At 71.9% G+C, this 22,530-nt stretch carries 22 protein-coding genes and 1 tRNA gene; 15 read left to right on the top strand and 8 right to left on the bottom strand.

Annotation, left to right across the window (positions count from 1 at the left end; all coding sequences use genetic code 11):
- The first annotated feature begins 5 nt into the window (after window positions 1-5).
- The 3 genes from gnd to ACVHNB_RS28100 all read left to right on the top strand — a co-directional run bounded on the left by gnd (window position 6) and on the right by ACVHNB_RS28100 (window position 3,443).
- On the top strand, window positions 6-884 hold the full coding sequence (gene gnd / locus ACVHNB_RS28110) for a phosphogluconate dehydrogenase (NAD(+)-dependent, decarboxylating) (RefSeq protein WP_428955761.1): 879 nt from the start codon (window positions 6-8) through the stop codon (window positions 882-884).
- A 60-nt stretch (window positions 885-944) separates the two neighbouring features.
- Window positions 945-1,544, top strand: coding sequence for a histidine phosphatase family protein (locus tag ACVHNB_RS28105; RefSeq protein ID WP_428955762.1), 600 nt, complete (start codon window positions 945-947; stop codon window positions 1,542-1,544).
- Window positions 1,545-1,736: 192 nt separating this feature from the next.
- Window positions 1,737-3,443, top strand: coding sequence for a fibronectin type III domain-containing protein (locus tag ACVHNB_RS28100; RefSeq protein WP_428955763.1), 1,707 nt, complete (start codon window positions 1,737-1,739; stop codon window positions 3,441-3,443).
- Window positions 3,444-3,502: 59 nt separating this feature from the next.
- Here the strand turns inward: ACVHNB_RS28100 and ACVHNB_RS28095 are convergent, their stop codons facing one another.
- Window positions 3,503-4,012 carry a DUF3592 domain-containing protein gene (locus tag ACVHNB_RS28095; protein WP_428955764.1) on the bottom strand — a complete coding sequence of 170 codons (510 nt, stop codon included), beginning with the start codon at window positions 4,010-4,012 and terminating at the stop codon, window positions 3,503-3,505.
- A gap of 64 nt (window positions 4,013-4,076) precedes the next feature.
- Window positions 4,077-4,161 (bottom strand) — tRNA-Leu (locus ACVHNB_RS28090).
- A 197-nt stretch (window positions 4,162-4,358) separates the two neighbouring features.
- Between ACVHNB_RS28090 and ACVHNB_RS28085 the strand changes: the two genes are divergently transcribed.
- The 3 genes from ACVHNB_RS28085 (at window position 4,359) to ACVHNB_RS28075 (ending at window position 6,981) form a co-directional block, all read left to right on the top strand.
- Entirely contained in the window at window positions 4,359-5,684 is a 1,326-nt protein-coding gene (locus ACVHNB_RS28085) for a M20/M25/M40 family metallo-hydrolase (protein WP_428955765.1), read from the top strand.
- Window positions 5,685-5,846: 162 nt separating this feature from the next.
- The gene (chpH, locus tag ACVHNB_RS28080) at window positions 5,847-6,080 is read left to right on the top strand and encodes a chaplin ChpH (protein WP_428955766.1); all 234 of its coding nucleotides are present in this window, start codon (window positions 5,847-5,849) and stop codon (window positions 6,078-6,080) included.
- Between the two features lie 148 nt (window positions 6,081-6,228).
- Complete coding sequence (locus tag ACVHNB_RS28075; protein ID WP_456226173.1) at window positions 6,229-6,981, top strand: chaplin; 753 nt, start codon at window positions 6,229-6,231, stop codon at window positions 6,979-6,981.
- Between the two features lie 84 nt (window positions 6,982-7,065).
- Here ACVHNB_RS28075 and ACVHNB_RS28070 read toward each other — a convergent pair whose 3' ends face one another.
- Window positions 7,066-7,254 (bottom strand): DUF5703 family protein, encoded by a 189-nt coding sequence (locus ACVHNB_RS28070; protein WP_111666225.1) that lies wholly within the window; start codon window positions 7,252-7,254, stop codon window positions 7,066-7,068.
- A gap of 47 nt (window positions 7,255-7,301) precedes the next feature.
- Here ACVHNB_RS28070 and ACVHNB_RS28065 point away from each other — a divergent pair, with 47 nt between their 5' ends.
- A complete protein-coding gene (locus ACVHNB_RS28065) occupies window positions 7,302-7,994 on the top strand; it encodes a hypothetical protein (protein WP_428955768.1) in 693 nt (230 codons plus the stop codon).
- 60 nt (window positions 7,995-8,054) lie between these two features.
- Here ACVHNB_RS28065 and ACVHNB_RS28060 read toward each other — a convergent pair whose 3' ends face one another.
- Together ACVHNB_RS28060 and ACVHNB_RS28055 are read right to left on the bottom strand one after the other, a co-directional pair.
- Window positions 8,055-10,301 (bottom strand): helix-hairpin-helix domain-containing protein, encoded by a 2,247-nt coding sequence (locus ACVHNB_RS28060; RefSeq protein WP_456226172.1) that lies wholly within the window; start codon window positions 10,299-10,301, stop codon window positions 8,055-8,057.
- Window positions 10,298-11,281 carry an aldo/keto reductase gene (locus ACVHNB_RS28055; protein ID WP_428955770.1) on the bottom strand — a complete coding sequence of 328 codons (984 nt, stop codon included), beginning with the start codon at window positions 11,279-11,281 and terminating at the stop codon, window positions 10,298-10,300. Before ACVHNB_RS28055 ends, ACVHNB_RS28060 begins: the two co-directional genes overlap by 4 nt.
- 198 nt (window positions 11,282-11,479) lie before the next feature.
- Between ACVHNB_RS28055 and ACVHNB_RS28050 the strand changes: the two genes are divergently transcribed.
- Both ACVHNB_RS28050 and ACVHNB_RS28045 read left to right on the top strand, forming a co-directional pair.
- Complete coding sequence (locus tag ACVHNB_RS28050; RefSeq protein WP_428955771.1) at window positions 11,480-12,535, top strand: LLM class F420-dependent oxidoreductase; 1,056 nt, start codon at window positions 11,480-11,482, stop codon at window positions 12,533-12,535.
- Between the two features lie 232 nt (window positions 12,536-12,767).
- Window positions 12,768-13,556, top strand: coding sequence for a ferritin-like domain-containing protein (locus tag ACVHNB_RS28045; RefSeq protein ID WP_428955772.1), 789 nt, complete (start codon window positions 12,768-12,770; stop codon window positions 13,554-13,556).
- Between the two features lie 6 nt (window positions 13,557-13,562).
- Here ACVHNB_RS28045 and corA read toward each other — a convergent pair whose 3' ends face one another.
- Complete coding sequence (gene corA / locus ACVHNB_RS28040) at window positions 13,563-14,564, bottom strand: magnesium/cobalt transporter CorA (protein ID WP_428955773.1); 1,002 nt, start codon at window positions 14,562-14,564, stop codon at window positions 13,563-13,565.
- Between the two features lie 62 nt (window positions 14,565-14,626).
- Between corA and ACVHNB_RS28035 the strand changes: the two genes are divergently transcribed.
- The 5 genes from ACVHNB_RS28035 (at window position 14,627) to mshC (ending at window position 18,644) form a co-directional block, all read left to right on the top strand.
- The gene (locus ACVHNB_RS28035) at window positions 14,627-15,313 is read left to right on the top strand and encodes a histidine phosphatase family protein (RefSeq protein WP_428955774.1); all 687 of its coding nucleotides are present in this window, start codon (window positions 14,627-14,629) and stop codon (window positions 15,311-15,313) included.
- Between the two features lie 102 nt (window positions 15,314-15,415).
- A complete protein-coding gene (locus ACVHNB_RS28030; RefSeq protein WP_428955775.1) occupies window positions 15,416-16,006 on the top strand; it encodes a DUF3090 domain-containing protein in 591 nt (196 codons plus the stop codon).
- Window positions 15,970-16,815, top strand: coding sequence for an SCO1664 family protein (locus tag ACVHNB_RS28025; RefSeq protein WP_456226171.1), 846 nt, complete (start codon window positions 15,970-15,972; stop codon window positions 16,813-16,815). The genes ACVHNB_RS28030 and ACVHNB_RS28025 overlap by 37 nt, the downstream gene beginning before the upstream one ends.
- A gap of 58 nt (window positions 16,816-16,873) precedes the next feature.
- Entirely contained in the window at window positions 16,874-17,323 is a 450-nt protein-coding gene (locus ACVHNB_RS28020) for an SRPBCC domain-containing protein (protein WP_428955777.1), read from the top strand.
- A gap of 91 nt (window positions 17,324-17,414) precedes the next feature.
- A complete protein-coding gene (mshC, locus tag ACVHNB_RS28015) occupies window positions 17,415-18,644 on the top strand; it encodes a cysteine--1-D-myo-inosityl 2-amino-2-deoxy-alpha-D-glucopyranoside ligase (protein WP_428955778.1) in 1,230 nt (409 codons plus the stop codon).
- Between the two features lie 96 nt (window positions 18,645-18,740).
- Here mshC and ACVHNB_RS28010 read toward each other — a convergent pair whose 3' ends face one another.
- Together ACVHNB_RS28010 and ACVHNB_RS28005 are read right to left on the bottom strand one after the other, a co-directional pair.
- Entirely contained in the window at window positions 18,741-19,457 is a 717-nt protein-coding gene (locus ACVHNB_RS28010; RefSeq protein WP_456226170.1) for a hypothetical protein, read from the bottom strand.
- Window positions 19,458-19,495: 38 nt separating this feature from the next.
- Window positions 19,496-21,133, bottom strand: a complete 1,638-nt coding sequence (locus ACVHNB_RS28005) for a S8 family peptidase (protein ID WP_428955780.1) — start codon at window positions 21,131-21,133, stop codon at window positions 19,496-19,498.
- Between the two features lie 414 nt (window positions 21,134-21,547).
- Between ACVHNB_RS28005 and ACVHNB_RS28000 the strand changes: the two genes are divergently transcribed.
- Entirely contained in the window at window positions 21,548-22,504 is a 957-nt protein-coding gene (locus ACVHNB_RS28000) for an SMP-30/gluconolactonase/LRE family protein (RefSeq protein WP_428955781.1), read from the top strand.
- The last annotated feature ends 26 nt before the right edge of the window (window positions 22,505-22,530 follow it).

The following is a 22,530-nucleotide window of genomic DNA, read 5'->3' as shown; positions in this document are numbered from 1 at the left end:
CTGACATGCAGCTCGGACTTATTGGCCTCGGCAAGATGGGCGGCAACATGCGCGAGCGCATCCGCCGCGCGGGCCACACCGTCATCGGCTACGACCGCAACCCCGAGGTCTCGGACGTCGCGTCGCTCGCCGAACTCGTCGAGAAGCTCGAAGGCCCGCGCGTGGTCTGGGTGATGGTCCCCGCGGGCGCCGCCACCCAGTCCACCGTCGACGAGCTGAAGGACCTGCTCTCCGAGGGCGACATCGTCGTCGACGGCGGCAACTCCCGCTGGACGGACGACGAGAAGCACGCCGCCGAGCTGGGCGTGAAGGGCATCGGCTTCGTCGACGCCGGCGTCTCCGGCGGCGTGTGGGGCCTGCAGAACGGCTACGCCCTCATGGTCGGCGGCTCCGACGAGAACGTCGCCAAGGTCAAGCCGGTCTTCGACGCCCTCAAGCCCGAGGGCGACTTCGGCTACGTCCACGCGGGCAAGGTCGGCGCGGGCCACTTCTCCAAGATGGTCCACAACGGCATCGAGTACGCCATGATGCAGGCCTACGCCGAGGGCTGGGAGCTGCTCGAGGCCGCCGACTCGGTGACCGACGTGCGCGAGGTCTTCCGCTCCTGGCAGGAGGGCACGGTCATCCGCTCCTGGCTGCTCGACCTGGCGGTCAACGCCCTCGACGACGACGAGCACCTGGCCAAGCTGCGCGGCTTCGCCGCCGACTCCGGCGAGGGCCGCTGGACCGTCGAGGCGGCCATCGACCACGCGGTGCCGCTGCCCGCGATCACCGCTTCGCTCTTCGCCCGCTTCGCGTCCCGCCAGGACGACTCGCCGCAGATGAAGATGATCGCCGCGCTGCGCAACCAGTTCGGCGGCCACGCGGTCGAGTCCGCCAAGTAGCCCCACACACAACGGCACCAAGCAGCCACATATAAAGGCAAGTTGAGGGGGGATGTCGCCATGGGTGACCTCCTGCTGGTCCGCCACGGCGAGACCGAGTGGAGCCTGTCCGGACAGCACACCAGCTGGACGGACAAGCCCCTCACCCGGCACGGCGAGGAACAGGCCAAGTCCCTGGCCCCGTTCTTCGCCGGCCGGCCCTTCGCACGCGTCCTCACCAGCCCGCTGGACCGCGCGGTCCGCACCGCCGATCTGGCGGGCCTGGCCGGGGCCGAGCCCGACCCCGATCTGCACGAGTGGGACTACGGGGCGTACGAAGGCATCACCACCCGCGAGATCCACAGCACCCGGCCCACCTGGGACCTGTGGACGGACGGTGTGCCGCCCGGCCCCGAGGGGCACCCGGGGGAGTCCCCGGCCGAGGCCGGGGCGCGGGCCGACCGCGTCCTGTCCCGGGTGGACGCGGCCCTCGCGGCCGACGACGGGGACGTCGTCCTCGTCGCGCACGCGCACTTCCTGCGCGTCGTCACCGCCCGTCGGCTGGGGCTCGCCCCGGCCGACGGCCGGTTGTTCCAGCTCGCCACCGGCACGGTCAGCCGGCTCTCCACCGAGCACGGCCGGCCGGTCGTCGCGGCCTGGAACGTACGACCCGCGTCCTGACGCGAGGCCGACCGTACGGCACACGGCCGTACGGTCGGCCCCGGGGACGAACCGGACGCAGGCGGGGTGGGCGGCCCCGCAATCCGGCGGACCACCTTGACAACCGCATTGGTCCATACCAACTTATGAGGGCCACAGGAACTGCACGGTTCGCGCTCGTCCCCAAGTCCCCTCAGAGCACCGGGAGTTCGCGTGTCCCCACACCGAACGCAACGCCGCACCAGACCCTCCGTCAGACCCCGCTTCCTGGCCCTCCTCGGCGCCGCCGCCCTCGCCCTCGCCGGTGCCGTCGCCCTGCCCGGCACCGCCCAGGCGGCCAACGTCCTGTCCAACCCCGGCTTCGAGTCCGGCTCCCTCGGCCCCTGGACCTGCTCCGGCAACCTCGGCTCCGTGGTCTCCACCCCCGTCCACGGCGGCACCAAGGCCCTTGCGGGCGCGGCGAGTGCGAGCGACAACGCCAAGTGCGGCCAGACCGTCGCCGTCCAGCCCAACACCGCGTACACCCTCTCCGGCTCGCTGCGCGGCAGCTACGTCTACCTCGGCGTCGACGGCGGCGCCTCCACCTGGACCCAGTCCCCGTCCACGTACAGCCAGTTGACGGTCAAGTTCACCACCGGCGCCGCCCAGACCAGCGTCAGGATCTACACGCAGGGCTGGTACGGGCAGGGCACCTACTACGCCGACGACATCAGCCTCGACGGACCCGGCGGCGGGGGCGGCTCGGACACCCAGGCCCCGACCGCCCCGACCGGCCTCACCTCCACCGGCAAGACGTCCTCCAGCGTCTCCCTGTCCTGGAGCGCGGCGAGCGACAACGTCGGGGTCACCGGCTACGACATCTACTCCGGCGGCAGCAACAAGCTCCTCACGGTCTCCGGCACGTCGGCCACCGTCTCCGGCCTGGCCGCGTCCACCGCGTACAGCTTCACGGTCAAGGCCCACGACGCGGCGGGCAACAGCTCGGCCGCCTCCAACGCCGTCTCCGTCACCACGAGCGCGGGCTCCGGCGGCGGCACCGGCTTCAAACAGGCCGCGCCGTACCTCTACACCGGCTGGGGAGACCCGCCGAGCCCCACCACCGTCATGAACGCCACCGGAGTCAAGTGGTTCACGATGGCCTTCATCCTCTCCTCCGGCGGCTGCAACCCGGCCTGGGACGGCCAGCGCCCGCTCACCGGCGGCCAGGACCAGACCGCGATCAACGCCGTCCGGTCCGCGGGCGGCGACATCGTCCCGTCCATCGGCGGCTGGAGCGGCAACAAGCTCGGCCCCAACTGCTCGACACCGGAAGCGCTCGCGGGCGCGTACCAGAAGGTCATCGACGCGTACGGCCTCAAGGCGATCGACGTCGACATCGAGAACACCGACGAGTTCGAGAACACCGCCGTGCAGGACCGCATCCTGAACGCCCTGAAGATCGTCAAGGCCAACAACCCCGGCCTGCGCACGATCCTCACCTTCGGCACGTCGACCACCGGCCCGACGTACTACGGCAACCGCCTCATCGAGCAGGCCAAGGCCCTGAACGCGGACATCGACGTCTTCACGATCATGCCGTTCGACTTCGGCGGCGGCAGCGACATGTACGGCAACACCGTGAACGCCGCCGAGGGCCTGAAGACCAAGCTCAAGTCGGTCTTCGGCTGGGACGACGCCACCGCCTACGCCCACCTCGGCATCTCCGGGATGAACGGCCTCAGCGACCAGCAGGAGACCACCACGCCCGCCATCTGGACCCAGATCAAGGACTGGGCGAACAGCAAGCACATCGCCCGCCTCGCCTTCTGGTCGGTCAACCGCGACCGGCCGTGCGCGGGCGGCGGCGTCGCCGAGAACTGCTCCGGCATCAGCCAGGACACCTGGCAGTTCACGAAGATCACGGCCGGCTTCACCGGCTGACCGACCCGCAAACACCAGACCCCCCGGCCGGACGGCCGGGGGGTCTGGTGCGTGTGTCGCTACGCCTTCGTGAGAGCCACCGGCGGCGCGCCCGCGACCCGCGACCGCCTGCGCCGCGCCACCGCGAAGGCCGTCGCGATCGCCAGGATCACCAGGCCGATCCCGCTGAAGATCAGCGGCAGGAGCCACATCGAGAGGAAGCCGTCGATCTGCGCGTCCTCGGGGTCATCGGCCCGGTACAGCACATCGACCCGGTCGCCCACGTCGTACGCCGGCGGATTGGAGCCCGCCGAACTGCGGAAGGTCACCGACTCGCCGCCGGCCGGGGTGAACAGGACCACCGGGTGCGCGGACGGCCCGCTGCCCCGGCTCTTGCGGGACGAACCGCTGCTCGTGCCGGAGCTCCACTCCATGTGCACCACCGTGCCCTCGGCGTGCTTCCCGCTCACCGCCAGCGAGACCGACATTCCGCCCAGCACCAGACCGATCGCCAGGAACAGGGCCCCGAACGCGATCCCGCCGAAGGTGATCCACCAGCGGGCGTCCCGCCCACCGCGCTGAAACCGCACAACTTCCCTCTCACCGACCGCCGGTAAAACAAAAAGACCCCAGATGGACTGGGGTCTTTCGCTGTGTCCGAGGGGGGACTTGAACCCCCACGCCCGATAAAGGGCACTAGCACCTCAAGCTAGCGCGTCTGCCATTCCGCCACCCGGACAAGGTGTCTGCCGCCTTTTTGCGGGGTGTTTCCCGCGGCGACACAGAGAACATTACCAGGGTTTCCAGGTGGTCCGATCACGCCACCCGACCGGCCCGACCGGCCTGTGAACGGCACGTGACGAGGGCGGCCCGGCCTTGGGCGCGGGCACCAGGAGAGAGAGGATGGGAGGGATCCACAGGGAGAGAGGAACAAGCGTGAGCGAGTCGAGCACGGGCAGGGCCGTCTCCGGACAGGACGAGGTCGTCGACCTCTGCCGTGAGCTGATCCAGATCGACACCAGCAACTACGGCGACCACTCGGGTCCCGGCGAACGCAAGGCCGCCGAGTACGTCGCGGAGAAGCTCGCCGAGGTCGGTCTCGAACCGAAGATCTTCGAGTCCCACCCCGGCCGCGCCTCCACGGTCGCCCGCATCGAGGGCGAGGACCCGACGCGGCCCGCGCTGCTCATCCACGGCCACACCGACGTCGTCCCGGCCAACGCGGCCGACTGGACCCACCACCCCTTCTCCGGCGAGGTCGCCGACGGGTGCGTGTGGGGCCGCGGCGCCGTCGACATGAAGGACATGGACGCGATGACCCTCGCGGTCGTCCGCGACCGGCTGCGCACCGGCCGCAAGCCCCCGCGCGACATCGTCCTGGCCTTCCTCGCCGACGAGGAGGCCGGCGGCACGTTCGGCGCCCACCACCTCGTCGACCACCACCCGGAGCTCTTCGAGGGCGTCACCGAGGCGATCAGCGAGGTCGGCGGCTTCTCGTTCACCGTGAACGAGCAGCGCCGGCTCTACCTCGTCCAGACCGCAGAGAAGGGCATGCACTGGATGAAGCTCACCGTGGCCGGCACCGCCGGGCACGGCTCGATGATCCACCGGGACAACGCGATCACCGAACTGTCCGAGGCCGTCGCCCGGCTCGGCCGCCACAAGTTCCCCGTGCGCGTCACCAAGACCACCCGCGCCTTCCTCGACGAGCTCGGCGACGCGCTCGGCACCGAGCTCGACCCCGAGGACATGGAGTCGACCCTCGTCCGGCTCGGCGGCATCGCCAAGCTGATCGGCGCCACGCTCAGCAACACCGCCAACCCCACGCAGCTGGGCGCCGGTTACAAGGTCAACGTCATCCCCGGCGAGGCCACCGCGCACGTCGACGGACGGTACCTGCCCGGCCACGAGGAGGAGTTCCTCGCCGACCTCGACCGCATCCTCGGCCCCCTCGTCAAGCGCGAGGACGTGCACGCGGACAAGGCCGTCGAGACCACCTTCGACGGGGCGCTCGTCGCGGCCATGCAGTCCTCGATCGCCGCCGAGGACCCGATCGGCAAGGCCATCCCCTACATGCTCTCCGGCGGCACCGACGCCAAGTCCTTCGTGGAGCTGGGCATCCGCAACTTCGGCTTCGCGCCGCTGCAGCTGCCGCCCGAGCTGGACTTCGCGGGCATGTTCCACGGCGTGGACGAGCGGGTCCCGGTCGACGGCCTCAAGTTCGGTGTCCGGGTGCTCGACCGGTTCATCGACGCGTCGTGAGGAACGGTCCGCGTCAACACCGCGTGATCGCAACATTCGTCCGCACGTGCGTACTTGCCTGAAAAGAGTGAAAGGAACCATAGGCTCGTAGCCCCATTACTTCCTCCTCGTTACAGGGAGTGCAGTCCGCGGCTGGGACTGCATTGCCAACAAGGAGGAATAATGATCAAGAAGGTCGTCGCTGCTGCGGCTGCCACTGGTGGTCTCGTGCTCGCGGGTGCGGGCATCGCCGCTGCCGACGCCGGTGCCCAGGGTGCCGCCGTGAAGTCCCCCGGTGTGCTGTCGGGCAATGTCATCCAGGCGCCCATCCACGTGCCGGTGAACGTCTGCGGCAACACGGTCTCCGTGATCGGGCTGCTGAACCCCGCCTTCGGCAACACCTGCGTCAACAGCTGACGTTGCTGTGCTTCACCCCTTGAGGGTCTGAGTCCGTCGGCCCCGGAGTGCGCGCCATGCGCTCCGGGGCCGACGGTCATTCGGTGCGGGGCGCACGGCTCCGCACATTTCGGTAGGTGCTTAGGCAAGTTCTAAGGCAGGGAAAGCTATGCGACAGGTCACGCGCAAGGGCCTGATCACCGTGGCGGCCGCGACCGGCGTGCTCGCCGTCACCGGTGGCTACGCGCACGCCGACTCGGGCGCGCAGGGAAGCTCCTCGGGTTCCCCGGGCGTGCTGTCCGGCAACTCGGTGCAGGTGCCCGTCGAGGTTCCGGTCAACCTGTGCGGCAACACCGTGAACGTCGTCGGGCTGCTCAACCCCGCGACGGGCAACGACTGCTCCAACGCCTCGGACCGCGACGGCTACGGCAGCGACTCGCACCAGTCGTCCGGCGGTGGCTCGCACCAGCCGTCCGGCGGCGGCTCGCAGGCCGGCGGTCACACGAGCGATTCGCCCGGCGTCGGCTCGGGCAACCACGTGCAGGTGCCGGTCGAGGTGCCGGTCAACGCGTGCGGCAACTCGGTCAGCGTCATCGGACTCGGCAACGCGACGACCGGCAACGACTGCTCGAACCACGACAGCGGCACCAGCACGCCGCCCGGCGGCCCCGAGAAGCCGCCGTCGAAGCCGCACCACCCGGGTACGCCGGGCACCCCGGGGACCCCGCCGACCCGTGCGGTGCACCACCAGGACCAGCCCGACACCCCCAATCAGCCGGGGACGCAGACGGTCGCCCAGCCCAAGGGCGAGTCGCAGCTGGCGATGACCGGCAGCTCCCTGCCGGTCGGCGCGGCGATCCCGGTGGGCGCGGGCGCGCTGCTCGCCGGCGCGGTCCTCTACCGGCGGGCCAAGGCGGCCTGAGTCGAGCAGGCGCCAAGAACGGAGGAGCGGGCCCCGCGGGTGCGGGGCCCGCTCCTCCGTGTCGGCTCACCCGCCGGGTTCAGGTCACCATGTGGCCCGTACCTGGCGGATGATCCGACGGCGCAGCCGCACGCGGCGACTGCCGTCGCGGCGCAGACTCAATCGGTCCAACTCCCAGTGTCCGTACTCTGCATGGTCCGTCAGCAGGCGCGTCGCATCCTTGCGGGAGACCCCGCGCGGCACGTACACGTCGACAAATTCGTATTCCGGCATCGCATCTATTGTGCGGGCAGTGGCCCGGTACGGATAGCGTCTGCACTATGTCTGATGCTGCGCAGCCCACCGCTGCCGAGGTACGCGCCGCCGCCGAGGCGGTCAAGGCTGCGCTCGACCGCCACCTGGCGGCTGTCGAGCGCAGGTCGGGAGAGGACGACCCGGCCGTATACGAAGCGTTCAACGAGCTCGCCGCCGCGGCCGAGGAGTACGACGAGCTCCTCTACGACCGCTACGACGAGGTCACCCCCTTCGAGATCCCCGGCGGAGAGGATTCCCTGCCGCCCTACACGGGGCCCGAGGAGCCGAACGCGCTGAGCGTGCTGATCCGACGCGACTACGCCGTGGTGGAGCCGCAGCGACTTCTCGCCCAGGCCGGCCGGGTCGCCGACCTCGACGGCGACCCGGACATCGACACCGAGACCGCGACCGGGGCGGGCAGCAGCGTGCACGCCGCGCTCGGCGTCCTCTTCGGCGAGTTCGAACCCGACGAGATCGCCTCCCGGCACAAGGAGTTCGGCCTGGAGGAGGGCGACTCCACGCTCTGGGTGATGGCCGCGGACGAACCGGCGGAACCGGGCGAGTGGCTGGAGCTCCCGTTCGACCAGGCCGACCCCCAGCGGGTCGTCTGCCGCTTCGACGTGAGCGCCGTCTTCGACGACGACGACCTGGACCCCGACGAGGACATCGACGCGGGCGTGGAGATCGACGAGGCACTGGAGGACGCCGACCGCAGATGACGGTCCCCGGGGCGTCCGTCCCCCGGCGCCGGGGGACCGGGCCGGGGACGGACGCCTCGACTAGGCGCCGGGCACCTGCGCCCGGACCAGGGTCTGCAACCGCGTGGTCCGCGGCTTGGCCGGGAGCTCCGCGACGGCCCGGGGCAGGGCCGCGTCGACGCCGTGCACCACGGACAGGTGCCGCTCCCCGCGCCCGAACGCCGTGTAGACCCAGGGCCGGCTCAGCGCCTGCACCGCATCGCCGGGCAGCACCACCACGGCCGCCGGCCAGCGCAGTCCCACCGCCTGATGCCCGGTGACCGCCCAGCCGTGCCGCACGGCGCGCTCCACCTGCTCCTTCGGTACGACGACGGGCTCGCCGTCGCACTCCAGGCGCAGCCCCTCCGCGTCGGCGCCGAGCACCCGGCCGGGCCGGATCCGCCCCGGCGTCGGCACGTACACCACCCGGTCCCCGGGGTCGAAGCCCCCGAACCGCCCGGGGCCGGGGTTGAGCCGCTCCTTCAGCGCCGCGTTCAACACCCGTGTCCCGGCCGCGCCGCCGTGCCCGGGAGTGATCACCTGGGTCTCCTCGGCCGGCACGCCGATCGCCCGCGGCACCGAGTCGGCGACGAGCTGCACCGTGCGGTGGATCGCCTCGGCCGCGTCCCGCACCGGAACGATCACGACTTCCTTGCCCGGCGCCTCCACCTGGTTCAGCTCACCGATGCCGATCCCGGAGACCAGCTCGCCGATCGGCCCGAAGTCCGGGGTGCGGGAGGAGATCCGGGGGCAGATCCCCGCCGCGAGGAGATCCGCGAACACCCGCCCGGGGCCCGCCGACCACAGCGTCCCGGGATCCCCGCTGAGCACGAGCCCCGATCCGTCGGCGAGGAGCTCGACGAGCATCGCCGCGTCGTCCACGTCCGTCTGCGGTGCGTCGAGGACGACGAGCAGGTCGACGGCGATCGCCCCGTCGGCGTCCCGGCCCGGGCCCTCCGTCTGCGCGAGCAGGCCCGCGACCGTCGCCGTGGCCGTCTCGGGTGCCTCCGCGCCGAGCTGCCGCGCGGCCCGCCGCCGTCCGTCCGCGCTGTGCGCGGCGACGCAGACGCGCAGGCCGAGCCGGGCGGCGGCCGCCGCGGCGGCGACCGGCTCCGCGCGGGCGGCCTCACCACCGGTGTGGAGCACGAGCCGGTGCGCCCCGATCGCGCGGATCAGCTCGGCCGTCGAACCGCCCGCGGCGGCAGCGGCGTCCTCCCAGTCCGCGCCGGGCGAACCGCCGTCCTTGGGGCCGGAGTTGATCAACCGGGCCAGGCCGTCGGCGAGGCTCTCCTCGGCGAGCGCGGTCCGCTCGAGCCCCACCAGGACGCGGACCGGGCGCTCGGCCTCCTCCTCGCCCTCGGCCGGCTCGGGCGCGGGTGCGTCGTCGAGGGCGTCCTGGAAGAGCAGCGCCTCTCCCTCCGCGACGGCGCTCTGCACGGCGGCGTCCGGATCCGGCACGGCGCGCTTGCCGAGCGCCTCGACGAGGACGGGCAGGTCGAGGGCCGTGTGTCCGGCGACAGCCGCCTGTTCGAGCAGCCAGACGGTGACGGCGCGGCCACGGCGCTCGTCGTCGGGGGCACACTCGGCGCCGAGCAGCGCCCGCGCGAACCCGTCGGCCTGCTCCGGCCGGACACCGCTCACCCGCAGCAACTGCCACGGATCGGCGCGCAGTTGCCCGTCGGCGTCCTCGCCCAGGGTCCGGGCGGCCGACGCGGCGAGCGTGTCGGGCGCCCCGCCCTCGACGAGCACGGCCCGCACCGCGTCCACCGTCCCGGCATCGGGCCCCGCGTCGGCGGCGGGCGCGACGGGCTCGGGCCTGCGCACCGGCTGGGGCGTGACGACGCGGCGCGGCTCGCGCTCCGGGTCCGCGAAGACGGTGGCGACGGGCTTCTCGCCGCTCTCCACGGCGCGCACGGCGGCCAGCAGATCGGCGGCCTTCCCGCTCAGCTTCGCCCCGGCGTCGACCGGGCCGTCCTTGGCGGCCTTGCGCTGCGCGATCCGCTCCCGCAGCTCCCGCTGAGCGGCCAACTCGGCCTCGGCCTCGCTCGGCTGGGCCGCCTCCTGCCGCTCGGCGCCCTCGCTCCCCGTGCCTTCGCCCTCGGCGTCCTCGCCCTCCGTGCCCGCGCCCTCCGGACCGTCCGCCTCCGCGGCCTCTGTGCCCTCCGGCTGCGGCTCCGCAGTCGCCGACCCGGCCTCCGCCGAAGGCGCCTCGGCCGACGTCTCCGTGTCCGGCCCGGCGTCGGGGCGCGCCCCTGACTCGTTCTCCGCGGCAGCGGACTCCGTACTCACAACGTGCTCCAGTCCTGATCGGGATAGCGGTGCACGGGCGCCGACACGTCGTCGAGCGCCTGGCAGATCTCGTCAGGAAGACTAAGGGCCTCCACTGACAATGCCGCCGTGAGCTGCTGCGCGTTGCGCGCCCCGACGATCGGCGCGGCCACCCCGGGCCGGTCCCGGACCCAGGCGAGAGCCACCTGCAGCGGCGTCACCGCGAGTCCGTCCGCCGCTATCGCGACCGCGTCGACGATGTGCCCGGCCGCCTCGTCCAGGTACGGCGCGACGAACGGCGCCATGTGGTCGGAGCCCCCGCGCGAGTCCGTGGGCGTGCCCGAGCGGTACTTGCCGGTGAGCACGCCCCGGCCCAGCGGCGAGGAGGGCAGCAGCCCGATGCCCAGGTCGAGCGCGGCGGGCAGCACCTCCCGCTCCACCCCGCGCTGCAGCAGCGAGTACTCCATCTGCGTACTGGCCAGACGGGTGCGCACGCCCGGCGCCGCGAGCTGCCACGTGCCGGCCTTGGCCAGCTGCCACCCGCAGAAGTTCGAGACGCCCGCATAGCGCGCCCGCCCGCTGCTGACAGCGATGTCGAGCGCCTGCAGCGTCTCCTCGAGCGGGGTCCCGGTGTCGTACGCGTGGACCTGCCACAGGTCGACGTAGTCCGTGCCGAGCCGGGCCAGCGAGGCGTCGAGGGCGGAGAGCAGATGGCCGCGCGAGCCGTCGAAGCGCCGGTCCGGGTCGGGCACGCTGCCGGCCTTCGTGGAGATGACCAGATCCCGCCGCGGCACGAGCCCCTCGACGAGCCGCCCGAGCAGGTACTCGGACTCGCCGTCCCCGTACACGTCGGCCGTGTCGACGAGCGTGCCGCCCGCCTCCCAGAACGACTTCAACAGGTCGGCGGCGTCGTGCTCGTCGGTGTCCCGCCCCCAGGTGAGGGTGCCGAGTCCGATCCGGGACACGCGCAGGCCGGTGTGGCCGAGATGCCTCTGCTCCATGGGCGCTGAGATTACTGGCCGAAGGTCAGGATGTGGGGCCCTGCGGGCCGGATTTCCCGGGGGACGGCGCCCGGACCCCCGGCCCGACGAGCAGGTCGGCCCATGTGCCCGGCGCCGACGCCGCGCTAAGGTGCCCGGCAAGAGACGTTACCGATGGGTAAACCAGCGGATCCGCACGGCGTTAAGGGGATGTGGTCAATGAAGCTCGGCATCAATCTCGGGTACTGGGGCGCGGGCATGGACGCGGACAACCTGGCCGTCGCGCAGGAGGCCGACCGGCTCGGCTACGCGGTGTGCTGGGCCGCCGAGGCGTACGGGTCCGACGCCGCCACCGTCCTCGCGTACGTCGCCGCGCAGACCGAGCGCATCGACGTCGGCTCGGCCATCTTCCAGATCCCGGCCCGCCAGCCCACGATGACGGCGATGACGGCGTCGACCCTCGACTCGCTCTCCGGCGGCCGCTTCCGGCTCGGCCTCGGTGTCTCCGGACCGCAGGTCTCCGAGGGCTGGTACGGCGTCAAGTTCGACAAGCCGCTGGCCCGCACGCGCGAGTACGTCGAGATCGTCCGCAAGGCGATGAGCCGCGAGCGGGTCACCCACGACGGCGCGCACTGGACGCTGCCCCTGCCGGGCGGCCCGGGCAAGCCGCTCAAGCTCACCCTGCACCCGCAGCGCGAGCACATCCCGCTGTACATCGCCGCGATCGGTCCGAAGAACCTGGAGCAGACCGGCGAGATCGCCGACGGCGCCCTGCTGATCTTCCCGGCCGCCGAGCACCTGGAGGAGACCGCGATCGCGCCCCTGCGCGCGGGCCGCGAGAAGGCCGGCCTGACGATGGAGGGCTTCGACGTCTGCCCGACGCTGCCGCTCGCCCTCGGCGCCGACAAGGACGTGACGGCCCTCGCGGACTTCTTCCGCCCCTACACCGCCCTGTACGTGGGCGGCATGGGCAGCGCCAAGCAGAACTTCTACAACCAGCTCGCGCAGCGCATGGGCTACGAGAAGGAGGCCGCCGAGATCCAGGAGAAGTACCTCGCCGGCGACAAGGAGGGCGCCGCCGCGGCGATCCCGCACCAGCTCATCGACTCCACGACGCTGCTCGGCTCGGTGGACCGGATCGCCGACCGGATGCGGGCGTACGCCGCCGCCGGTGTCACCACGCTGACGATCAACCCGGCCGGGTTCACGCTCGACGAGCGGGTGGCCGCGCTGCGGGCGGGCACGGAGGCGCTGGAGCGGGCCGGGCTCGCATAACGGGAGCAGCGAAGAGGTTTCCGCGGCCGTGGTGGGGGCTCGGGGGGTCTTCCCCGCCACGGCCGTCACGGAGACCAACGCGCCATCGCGCGCACGGTTACGCTTCGCTGCGCACTCGGGATCCTCCGTTCGGCCGAGTTGTCCTGCACACCTGTTGCCCCGCCCCGCGTACCGCATTTGACTCGTTCTTTGCGGAACACCGGATCGTGCGCGGACGCGTGGAGGTACCAGGATGCTGTCGGCCAAGAGCTTGTTCCAGGAGATCATCGACAACGACGAGTCGTTCCGGCTGTTCTGCTCCATCGCTGCCAGTGGCGAGTCCCAGGGCGGCTGGGAGAACGGGCGGATCGCCGCACTCGTCCCCGAGAGCGAGCGGGCACTCGCCCCCAAAGTGGCGCGGCACGGCGCCGACGAGGACAAGCACGGGCGCATTTTCAACGCCCTTATGAAGAAGCGCGGTCTGCAGCCGGTGCCCGTACCGCACGAAGCCGACTACACGATGCTGCTGGAGAAGCACGGCATCGGACTCGCGCACGAGCAGCTCAAGCGCGACGAGCCGCTCTCCGTGCAGGACATCGTCACCTACCTCGCGCACAGCCGCGTCACCGAACAGCGCGCCTCCGAGCAGATGGAACTGCTGCGCAAGCACTTCTCCCAGGACCCGGACATCGGCCGCGCGGTCAAGATGATCTCCAACGACGAGGACAACCACCTCGCCTACTGCCACGAGGAACTGCTCCGCTTCGCGTACGCGGGCCACGGCCGCACCATCCAGCGCATCCTGCGCGAGTGCGCCCTGGCGGAGATCGCCGTCTACCGGGACGTCAGTCTGGCCGTCATGGACCACATGGGCCGCATCCTGGGGTGGCCGAAGGCCAAGTCGGCCGTGCTCGCCGCCGGGATCCACGCCGTGTACGCGTACGAACGGGCCGGCGGCTGGCGGCGGATGGTGTCGCTGACGATGCCGCAGCGGCGCGACGCGCTCGGCGGCCCCGCGACCACGTCGGTCGAGTTCGCCTGACGGGCCCTACAGCCAGCCGCGGCGTCTGAACGTCCGGAACAGCGCCACCTCCAGGGCGACCATCAGCAGGATCACCGCGGGGTACGACCACACCCAGTGCAGCTCGGGCATGTGGTCGAAGTTCATGCCGTAGATGCCCGCGATCATCGTGGGCACCGCGGCCATGGCCGCCCACCCGGAGATCTTCCGCATGTCGTCGTTCTGCCGCACGCTCATCTGTGCCAGGTGCGCGGACAGGATGTCCGACACCAGGCGGTCCAGACCGTCCACGGACTCGTTGACCCGCGTCAGATGGTCGTTCACGTCGCGGAAGAACGGCTTAGCGTCCTCGTCCACGAACGGCACGCCCGCGAGCCCCCAGGGACCCGCCCCGGAGAGCCGGGCCAACGGCAGCGCCAACGGCCCGGTGGCCCGCCGGAACTCCAGGATCTGCCGCTTGAACGTGTAGATCCGCGCCGCCGTGTCCCGCGAACCGCCGACGACCGGCGAGAAGACCTCCGCCTCCAGCTCCTCCAGGTCGGTCTGCAGCTCGCTCGCGACCTCCAGATAATGGTCCACGGCGGCGTCCGTCACCGAGTAGAGGACCGCGGTGGGCCCGTGCCGGAGGAACTCCGGATCGTCCTCCAGACGCCGGCGTACGGCCTTCAGGGGCTCGCCCTCGCCGTGCCGCACGGTCACCACGAACGAGTCGCCCAGGAACAGCATCAGCTCGCCCGTGGACACCCGGTCGCTCTGCGGCTCGTACACGACCGGCTTGAGGACCACGAAGAGCGAGTCGTCGTAGACCTCCAACTTCGGCCGCTGGTGGGCCTTGAGCGCGTCCTCGACGGCCAGCGGATGCAGTCCGAACTCCTGGCTGACCACGTCGAACTCGTGCTCCGTCGCCTCGTGCAGACCGATCCACACGAACGCGTCGCCCGCGGCCCGCGCCTGCGCGAGCGCGTCGGAGAAGTCCGCGGGCCCCTCGGTCCGCCGCCCGTCCCGGTAGATGGCGCAGTCGACGATCATGACTGGCATTCTTCCCAGGGGCCGCGCCGGTCGCACCTCCGCGGGCGCCTAGGCTGGCCCGTATGCCCACGCTGATCCTCGTCCGGCACGGACGCTCCACGGCCAACACCGCGGGTCTGCTCGCCGGGTGGACCCCCGGCGTGGCCCTCGACGAGCGCGGCGCCGCGCAGGCCGCCGCCCTGCCCGAGCGCCTCAAGGACCTGCCCCTCGCGCAGATCGTCACCAGCCCCTTGCAGCGCTGCCAGGAGACCCTGGCGCCGCTGCTCATCGCCCGGCCCGAGGTGGCCGTGAGCGCCGACGAGCGGATCGGAGAGTGCGACTACGGCGACTGGTCGGGCCGCAAGCTCGCCGAACTCACCGACGAGCCGCTCATGCAGGTCGTGCAGCAGCACCCGACCGCCGCCGCGTTCCCCGGCGGCGAGTCGATGCGGCAGATGCAGCACCGGGCCGCCGAGGCGGTGCGTGAGTGGAACGCGCGCGTGGAGCGCGAGCACGGCGCGGACGCCGTCTATCTGATGTGTTCGCACGGCGACATCATCAAGTCCCTTGTCGCGGACGCCCTCGGGCTGCATCTGGACCTCTTTCAGCGCATCTCTGTAGAGCCGTGTTCCATCACGGCGATCCGTTACACGCGACTGCGCCCGTTTCTCGTACGCCTCGGTGACACCGGCGACTTCGCCTCCCTCGCCCCGCGCGAGCAGTCGCAGGAACCGGACGCACCCGTAGGCGGCGGCGCGGGCGCACCGTGATCGTCGGCCGCAGTAGGGTGAAGCAGCCGTAAGCACGGCGGGTCCGGTCACCCCGAGACCGGACCCCAGCCAGTCGATCCCCAGATCCCATGGAGACAGGACGTGTCCCGTCAGGTGTTCCTCTACGACCCTCCGGAGCGTTTCGTGGCCGGTACGGTCGGGCTCCCCGGGCGCCGCACCTTCTTCCTGCAGGCCTCGGCAGGAACCCGGGTCACCAGCGTGGCGCTGGAGAAGACCCAGGTGGCCGCGCTCGCCGAGCGCATGGACGAACTGCTCGACGAGGTCGTCCGGCGCAGCGGCGGCAGCGCTCCGGTGCCCGCCGTCGTGCCCAACGAGATCTCCGACACCGCGCCCCTGGACGCGCCCGTCGACGAGGAGTTCCGCGTCGGCACCATGGCGCTCGCCTGGGACGGCGACGAGCAGCGCATGATCGTCGAGGCGCAGGCCCTCGTCGAGCTGGACGCCGACTCCGACGAGGACCTGGCCGAAGCCGAGGAAAGGCTTCTCCAGGACGAGGAGAACGGTCCGCCGATGCTCCGGGTCCGGCTCACCGGCGCGCAGGCCCGCGCCTTCGCCAGGCGGGCCCTCGACGTCGTGAACGCGGGCCGCCCGCCGTGCCCGCTGTGCAGCCTGCCGCTCGACCCGGAGGGACACGTATGTCCGCGCCAGAACGGATACCGGCGCGGAGCGTGAGCGACCGGGACCTCGCGCTCCTCGCACAGGGGGAGCTGCATGTGGAAGGGCAGATCCGCGACGCCTCGAACGCCGTGCTGCTGTGCACCGTCACGCACGAGGGCCGCGAGGCCTCCTGCGTGTACAAGCCGGTGCGCGGCGAGCGCCCCCTGTGGGACTTCCCCGACGGGACGCTCGCACAGCGCGAGGTCGCCGCGTACGAGGTCTCCGAGGCGCTCGGCTGGGGCCTCGTGCCGCCCACCGTGCTGCGCGACGGGCCCTACGGCGAGGGCATGTGCCAGCTGTGGATCGACGGCCCCGCCGAGTCCGCGGAACCCGCGGAGGGCGACCGGCTGCTGGCCCTCGTCGACGCGCAGGAGCCGGCACCGGGCTGGAAGGCCATCGGATTCGCCGAGGTCGAGGAGGGACGCACGGCCCTGCTCGTGCACGCCGACGACCCGCGGCTGCGCCGGCTCGCGGTGCTCGACGCGGTGATCAACAACGGCGACCGCAAGGGCGGGCACCTGCTCGTCGACGCCGGGGGCCACCTGTACGGCATCGACCACGGGGTGACCTTCAACGTCGAGGACAAGCTGCGCACCCTGCTGTGGGGCTGGGCGGGGGAGCCGCTCACCGAGGAGGCGACCGCGTCCCTGGAGGCGCTGCGCGAGCGTCTCGGGGCCGATGAGCCGCTGGCCGTCCGGCTCGCCGAGCTGATCACCGACGCCGAGCTGGAGGCCGTACGGGAGCGGGTGGCGGCCCTGCTGAAGTCCGGCCGGCACCGGGAGCCGAGCGGCGAGTGGCCCGCGATTCCGTGGCCGCCCGTCTGAGGCGCGGCGCGGTCGTCGCCGCGGGCGGCTGTCGGTGGTCGGCGCTACGTTCGAAGGCATGACCAAGCTGATTGTCGAGGACCGGATCGACCGCCCGGTCGCGGACGTGTTCCGCACGATCGTCACGCCCGACGGCCTGTCGAGCTTCTTCACGGCCGAGGCGTCCGCCGCCATGGTGCCGGGCACCACGGTGACCTGGCGTTTCGGTCATGTCGACGCGACCTTCGACGTGCGGATCGGCGAGATCGAGACGGATCGCCGCATCTCCTGGAGCTGGCCCGGCGGCGACGTCGCCATCGAGCTGGCGGACGACGCGGGGGCCACACGGCTGACCATCACGGAGCAGCCCATGGCCGACGGGATCGAGGGCGCCGCCCGGGCGGTCGGCCAGACGCAGGGCTGGACGTACTTCGTGTGCGGCCTGCGCGCCTACCTGCTGCATGGCATCCGTCACTTCGGCCTCTCCGACGCGATCCGGGCCACCGTGGTCGCCCCCGGCGCGTCCTAGCGGGCACGGCAGGGGCGCGCAAGAGGGCCTTGTCGGCCAGCTGACCCGGTCCGGTTCGTATGCGGAAGCACCGTCCGGTTACGCTCATGTCATGCATGCCTGGCCCGCTTCTGAGGTCCCCGCCCTGCCTGGCAAGGGCCGCGACCTTCGGATCCACGACACCGCGACCGATGGGCTCGTCACTCTCGACCCCGGTCCCGTCGCCCGTATCTACGTCTGCGGCATCACGCCGTACGACGCGACCCACATGGGTCACGCGGCGACCTACAACGCGTTCGACCTCGTGCAGCGCGTGTGGCTCGACACCAAGCGGCAGGTTCACTACGTCCAGAACGTGACGGACGTCGACGACCCGCTGCTCGAGCGGGCCGTGCGCGACGGCGTCGACTGGGCCGGCCTCGCCGAGCGTGAGACCGCCCTGTTCCGCGAGGACATGACCGCCCTGCGGATGCTGCCGCCGCAGCACTACATAGGCGCCGTCGAGGCGATACCCGGCATCGTGCCGCTCGTCGAGCGGCTCCGTGACGTCGGTGCCGCCTACGAGCTCGAGGGCGACGTCTACTTCTCCGTCGAGGCCGATCCGCACTTCGGCTCCGTCTCGAACCTCGACGCCGCGGCGATGCGGCTGCTGTCCGCCGAGCGCGGCGGCGACCCGGACCGGCCGGGCAAGAAGAACCCGCTCGACCCGATGCTGTGGATGGCCGCACGTGACGGCGAGCCCAGCTGGGACGGCGGCTCGCTGGGGCAGGGGCGCCCCGGCTGGCACATCGAGTGCGTCGCCATCGCCCTCGACCACCTCGGCATGGGCTTCGACGTCCAGGGCGGCGGATCCGACCTGGCCTTCCCGCACCACGAGATGGGCGCCTCCCACGCCCAGGCGCTGACCGGCGAGTTCCCGATGGCCAAGGCGTACGTGCACGCCGGCATGGTCGGGCTCGACGGCGAGAAGATGTCCAAGTCCAAGGGCAATCTGGTCTTCGTCTCGAAGCTGCGCCGGGACGGGGTCGACCCGGCCGCGATCCGGCTCGCGCTCCTCGCGCACCACTACCGGTCCGACTGGGAGTGGACGGACCAGGTCCTCGCGGACGCCGTGGCCCGCCTCGACCGCTGGCGGGCCGCCGTGTCCCGCCCGGACGGGCCCGCCGCGGAAGCGCTCGTCGAGGAGATCCGGGAGGCGCTGGCCCACGATCTGGACGCGCCGGCCGCGCTCGCCGCGGTCGACCGCTGGGCCGCGCGGCAGGACACCGAGGGCGGTACGGACATCGGCGCCCCCGGTGTCGTGTCGCGAGCCGTGGACGCGCTGCTGGGCGTGGCCCTGTAGCCACCGGGACACGGGAAAGGGGCGCTTCCTCCCTGCGGAGGAAGCGCCCCTCGTGTCATCTTTCGAGGTCGGATCCGGCGGACCGGATCAGGCGGGTCAGATCTTGCGCACGTGGATGCTGCGCAGGACCTGCTGCGAGTTGGAGTCCCAGATGCCGACGACCTGGTGGCCGAACGCGAAGGCCTCCTGGACCTGGTCGTGGGTCTGCGGGTTCGGGTTGGCGAAGATCCTGAACTGGCCCTGGATGCGCAGGGCGATGAGGCTGGGCTGCCCGGGCAGCGGCTGCACCACGTCGATGTAGGCGTCCGCGACGCCGGCCTGGAGCACCTGCTGCTGGACCTGCTGCTGGGCGTGCTGTACCGCGATCTGGGCGATCTGGTGCAGATGCTGCTGCACCTGCTGCTCGATCTGCTGCTGCTGGCCACCCATCTGCTGCTGGCCGCCCATCTGCTGCTGACCGAGCTGCTGGAGCAGCCCCTGGAAGGGCTGCTGCTGGCCGAGCTGCTGCAGCTGCTCGAGCGAGCCGCCGCCCATACCCATCGGCTGCTGCTGTTGGCCGTAGCCCTGCTGGCCGAACGGCTGCTGCTGCTGTTGGCCGTAGCCCTGCTGACCGTAGCCCTGCTGGCCGAACGGCTGCTGCTGCTGCTGGCCGAAGCCCTGCTGGCCGAAGCCCTGCTGACCGAGGCCCTGCTGGCCGAACGGCTGCTGCTGGCCGAAGCCCTGCTGACCGAACGGCTGCTGCTGTTGCTGCTGGTAGGGCGACGTGCTCGGGGACTGCTGCCCCTGCTGGCTCATCTGCGGGGTCATGCTCATGCGGGTGCCACCTTCCATCAATGGTTGGCTGCGTTGCGTCAGCCCGTGACCACCAGGCCGACGATCTCGTCGTCCGAGAACCAGACACGAACGTCGGGCCGTCCCCCCGCGAAGGCGGTGTGCACCGCCTGGCGGGTCTCGGGGGACGGGTTGTTCAGACTGCGCCAGGCGCCCGCCACGAACAGCCGGAGCCTGGGCGGGAGTTCGGGCGGATACGGGATCAGCTCGTCCCAGTACCGCTCCGCCTGACCCGAACCGACCGTCGCGGGAAGCAGGTTGGTGACCGCTCCCTTGATGTCGGGCCGGCTGCCGATCCGCTGCGAGGCGGGCCGGCCGGGGGCGTCCTGCTGCGGTGAGCCGGTCGCCCGGAGCACATCGCGCGCCCGCTGCGACGTCATCGGGCGCTGGCCGCCCGCCTTGAGCATGCCCTGAAGGGCAGCCAGCGCGCCGACGACCACCGGGGAGGCGGACGAAGTGCCGGAGAAAGTATCGGTGTACCAGGCGATCTCCTCGGTGCCGCCCTGCAGGTCGCCGGGCCGGTTCCAGGAGCCGCCGGTGGTGGTGACCTCGCGGCCCCAGCCCTGGGCGTCCACCCGGGCGCCGTAGTTGGAGAACGCGAGGCGGGAGCGGTCCGGGCCGTGATCGCGGCCGTGCGTGCCCGGAGGCGGCGCGCCCGCGCCGACCAGCACCGCGGCGGAGGAGCGGTTCGACGGGTTGAACGGGTTGTGCCACCACGTCGGGAACTCGTCCGGGCGCCGCTCGTAGACCGCGTCGTCCAGGGACTCCGCGCCGTTGCCCGCCGCGGCCACCACGACGATGCCCTTGGCCGTCGCGTAGCGGATCGCGGCGAAGTCGTCGGGCCACCACTCCAGCGCGATGTACCCGCGCTGGTCGTCGCGCTGCTGGAAGTCGTGCCGGGGCCCCGGCCGGTGCAGTTCGATCAGCACCAGGTCGCCCGGGTCGAGCCGCTCGGCCGCCGCGTGGATCGCCGCCGCCGTGCCCACGCCCTGGAACGCGGCCGCCGCCGTCACCGCCTCGGGGACGATCCCCGTCACGCCGTAGTCGCCCCGGTCGCCGCCGATCACCCCGAGGACCGCGGTGCCGTGGTTGCGCCACGCCACGTCCGAGATCGGGGTGCCGACCACGATGCCGGCGAGCTTCGCCGACAGGTCCTCGTGCCCGAGCTGCCAGGCGCCCTCCACGTCGATGATCGTGACGCCCTCGCCGCTGCCGCCGACCCGCTGCCACGCCCAGTGCGCGTCCACGCCCTCCGGCGCGGGTCCCAGATAGCCCTGGCGGCCGGTGAAGTCGGGCGTCGCGGCGGCCTTCTCCTGCATGCGCCGCGACTCGTCGAAGTCCGCGGGCCGCGCGGCCGGCACCGCCCCCGGCTTCACGTACGCGGTGTCGATCTCCGGCAGCGCCGCGATCCGCGCCCGCAGCTCCTGGGTGCGCTCGTCGCCGCCGCGGACCCGGTAGAACAGGGCGAGATCGGGGACGTCCGGGCCGGCCTGCGCCGACTCGGCGAGGGACTGGAGCCGCTCCTCACTGCCGAACAGCGGTTCCAGGGTGAGCTGTTCGTCGCCCAGGAACATGTTCAGGGCCGACACGTCGGCGCCCGCCGCCGAACGGACGCCGCCCGCCTGTACGCGCAGCCGGGCCTCCGGGCGCGCCACCACGATCAGTTCCTCCTCCGCTCCTCGATAGGTGAAGCCGGATCCCTCCGGCCCGGGAGCGGACGACCCGGGGCCTGACCCACCCGGGCCCCCCGCCGGTTCCGCGTACTGGTCGCTCATCGGTCCACAGCTCCCCTCGCCGCATCTGGTCGTTCGGGTGTGCTCGTGCTGTGCCGCGCTCGTCGTCGGGGCACACCTTGCTACGGCAGCGCGGTTCCGTCCAGACCTCGTTCCTCAACTGCGTTTGAAATGAAGTTGAATGGGGAACCCCCTGCATTTCGACCGGAAACAGATGTCACGCCGCAAACCGGCCAGAGCCTGCGGTTGCCGGTGTCATGTGCTGGGGTGGGAGCGACTGTTGACCCTTTCGGCCGGGTGGCGCCGCGGCGCTCCCGGCCCTCTGCGGAAGGACGCTCCATGCACCGTTCCTTCGCACGACGAAGACTCCTCGCGGTGGGGGCCGCCATCACCACGGGACTTGCCACGGGCACTGCCCGCGCGGCTGATTCCCGTAGCGGACAGGGGAGTTGGCCCACCCGGTTCGATCTGCCCCACGGATTCCAGCCCGAGGGCATCGCCATCGGCGCCGCGCCGTACGCGTGGTTCGGCTCGCTCGCGAGCGGCGATCTCTACCGGGCCTCGCTCGCCACCGGCCGCGGCACGGTCGTGCCCACCGGCCTGGACATCGGACACCCCACCGCCGGGCTCAAGATCAACGAGTACGGCCGGCTCTATCTCGCGGGCGCCGCCAGCCGCGAGATCCGGATCGCCTCGGCACGGGACGGACGCGTCGAGCGGACCTACGTCGTCGGGTCCGAGGGCACGATGGTGAACGACGTGGTGCTCACGCCCGGCGCCGCGTGGTTCACCGACTCGTACAAGCCACAGCTGTACGGCGTCGAGCTCGGGCGGCGAGGCGAACCCGGCCGCAGCTGGACCCTGCCGCTCGCGGGTGACTGGGAGCAGGGCCCCGACTTCACCGCCAACGGGATCGAGCGCACCCCCGACGGGCGGGCGCTCATCGTGGTCAACACCGTCGCGGGCGGCGGCAGCCTGCTGCGCGTCGACCCGCGCACCGGCGTCGCGCGGACGATCGACCTGGGCGGCGCGACCGTGCCCAACGGGGACGGGATCCTGCTGCTCGGCCGGCTGCTCTACGTGGCCCAGCAGTGGCAGAACGCGATCGACGTCTTCCGGCTCGATCCCGCCGGTACACGGGGTGTCGCCGTCGCCCGGATCACCGACCCGCGGTTCCGGATCCCGACGACGATGGCCGCGTGGCGCGACCGGCTCTATCTGCCGAACGCACGGTTCGACGTGGAGCCGCCCACCCCGGACACCGACTACGACGTGATCGGCGTCGACCAGGTGTGACACACGAGGGGCGGGGCCGCACCGTG

It is taken from the genome of Streptomyces sp. YJ-C3 (assembly GCF_053891275.1).
The sequence above is the reverse complement of the archived record's forward strand: the minus strand, read 5'-3'. Positions and strand labels throughout refer to the sequence as shown.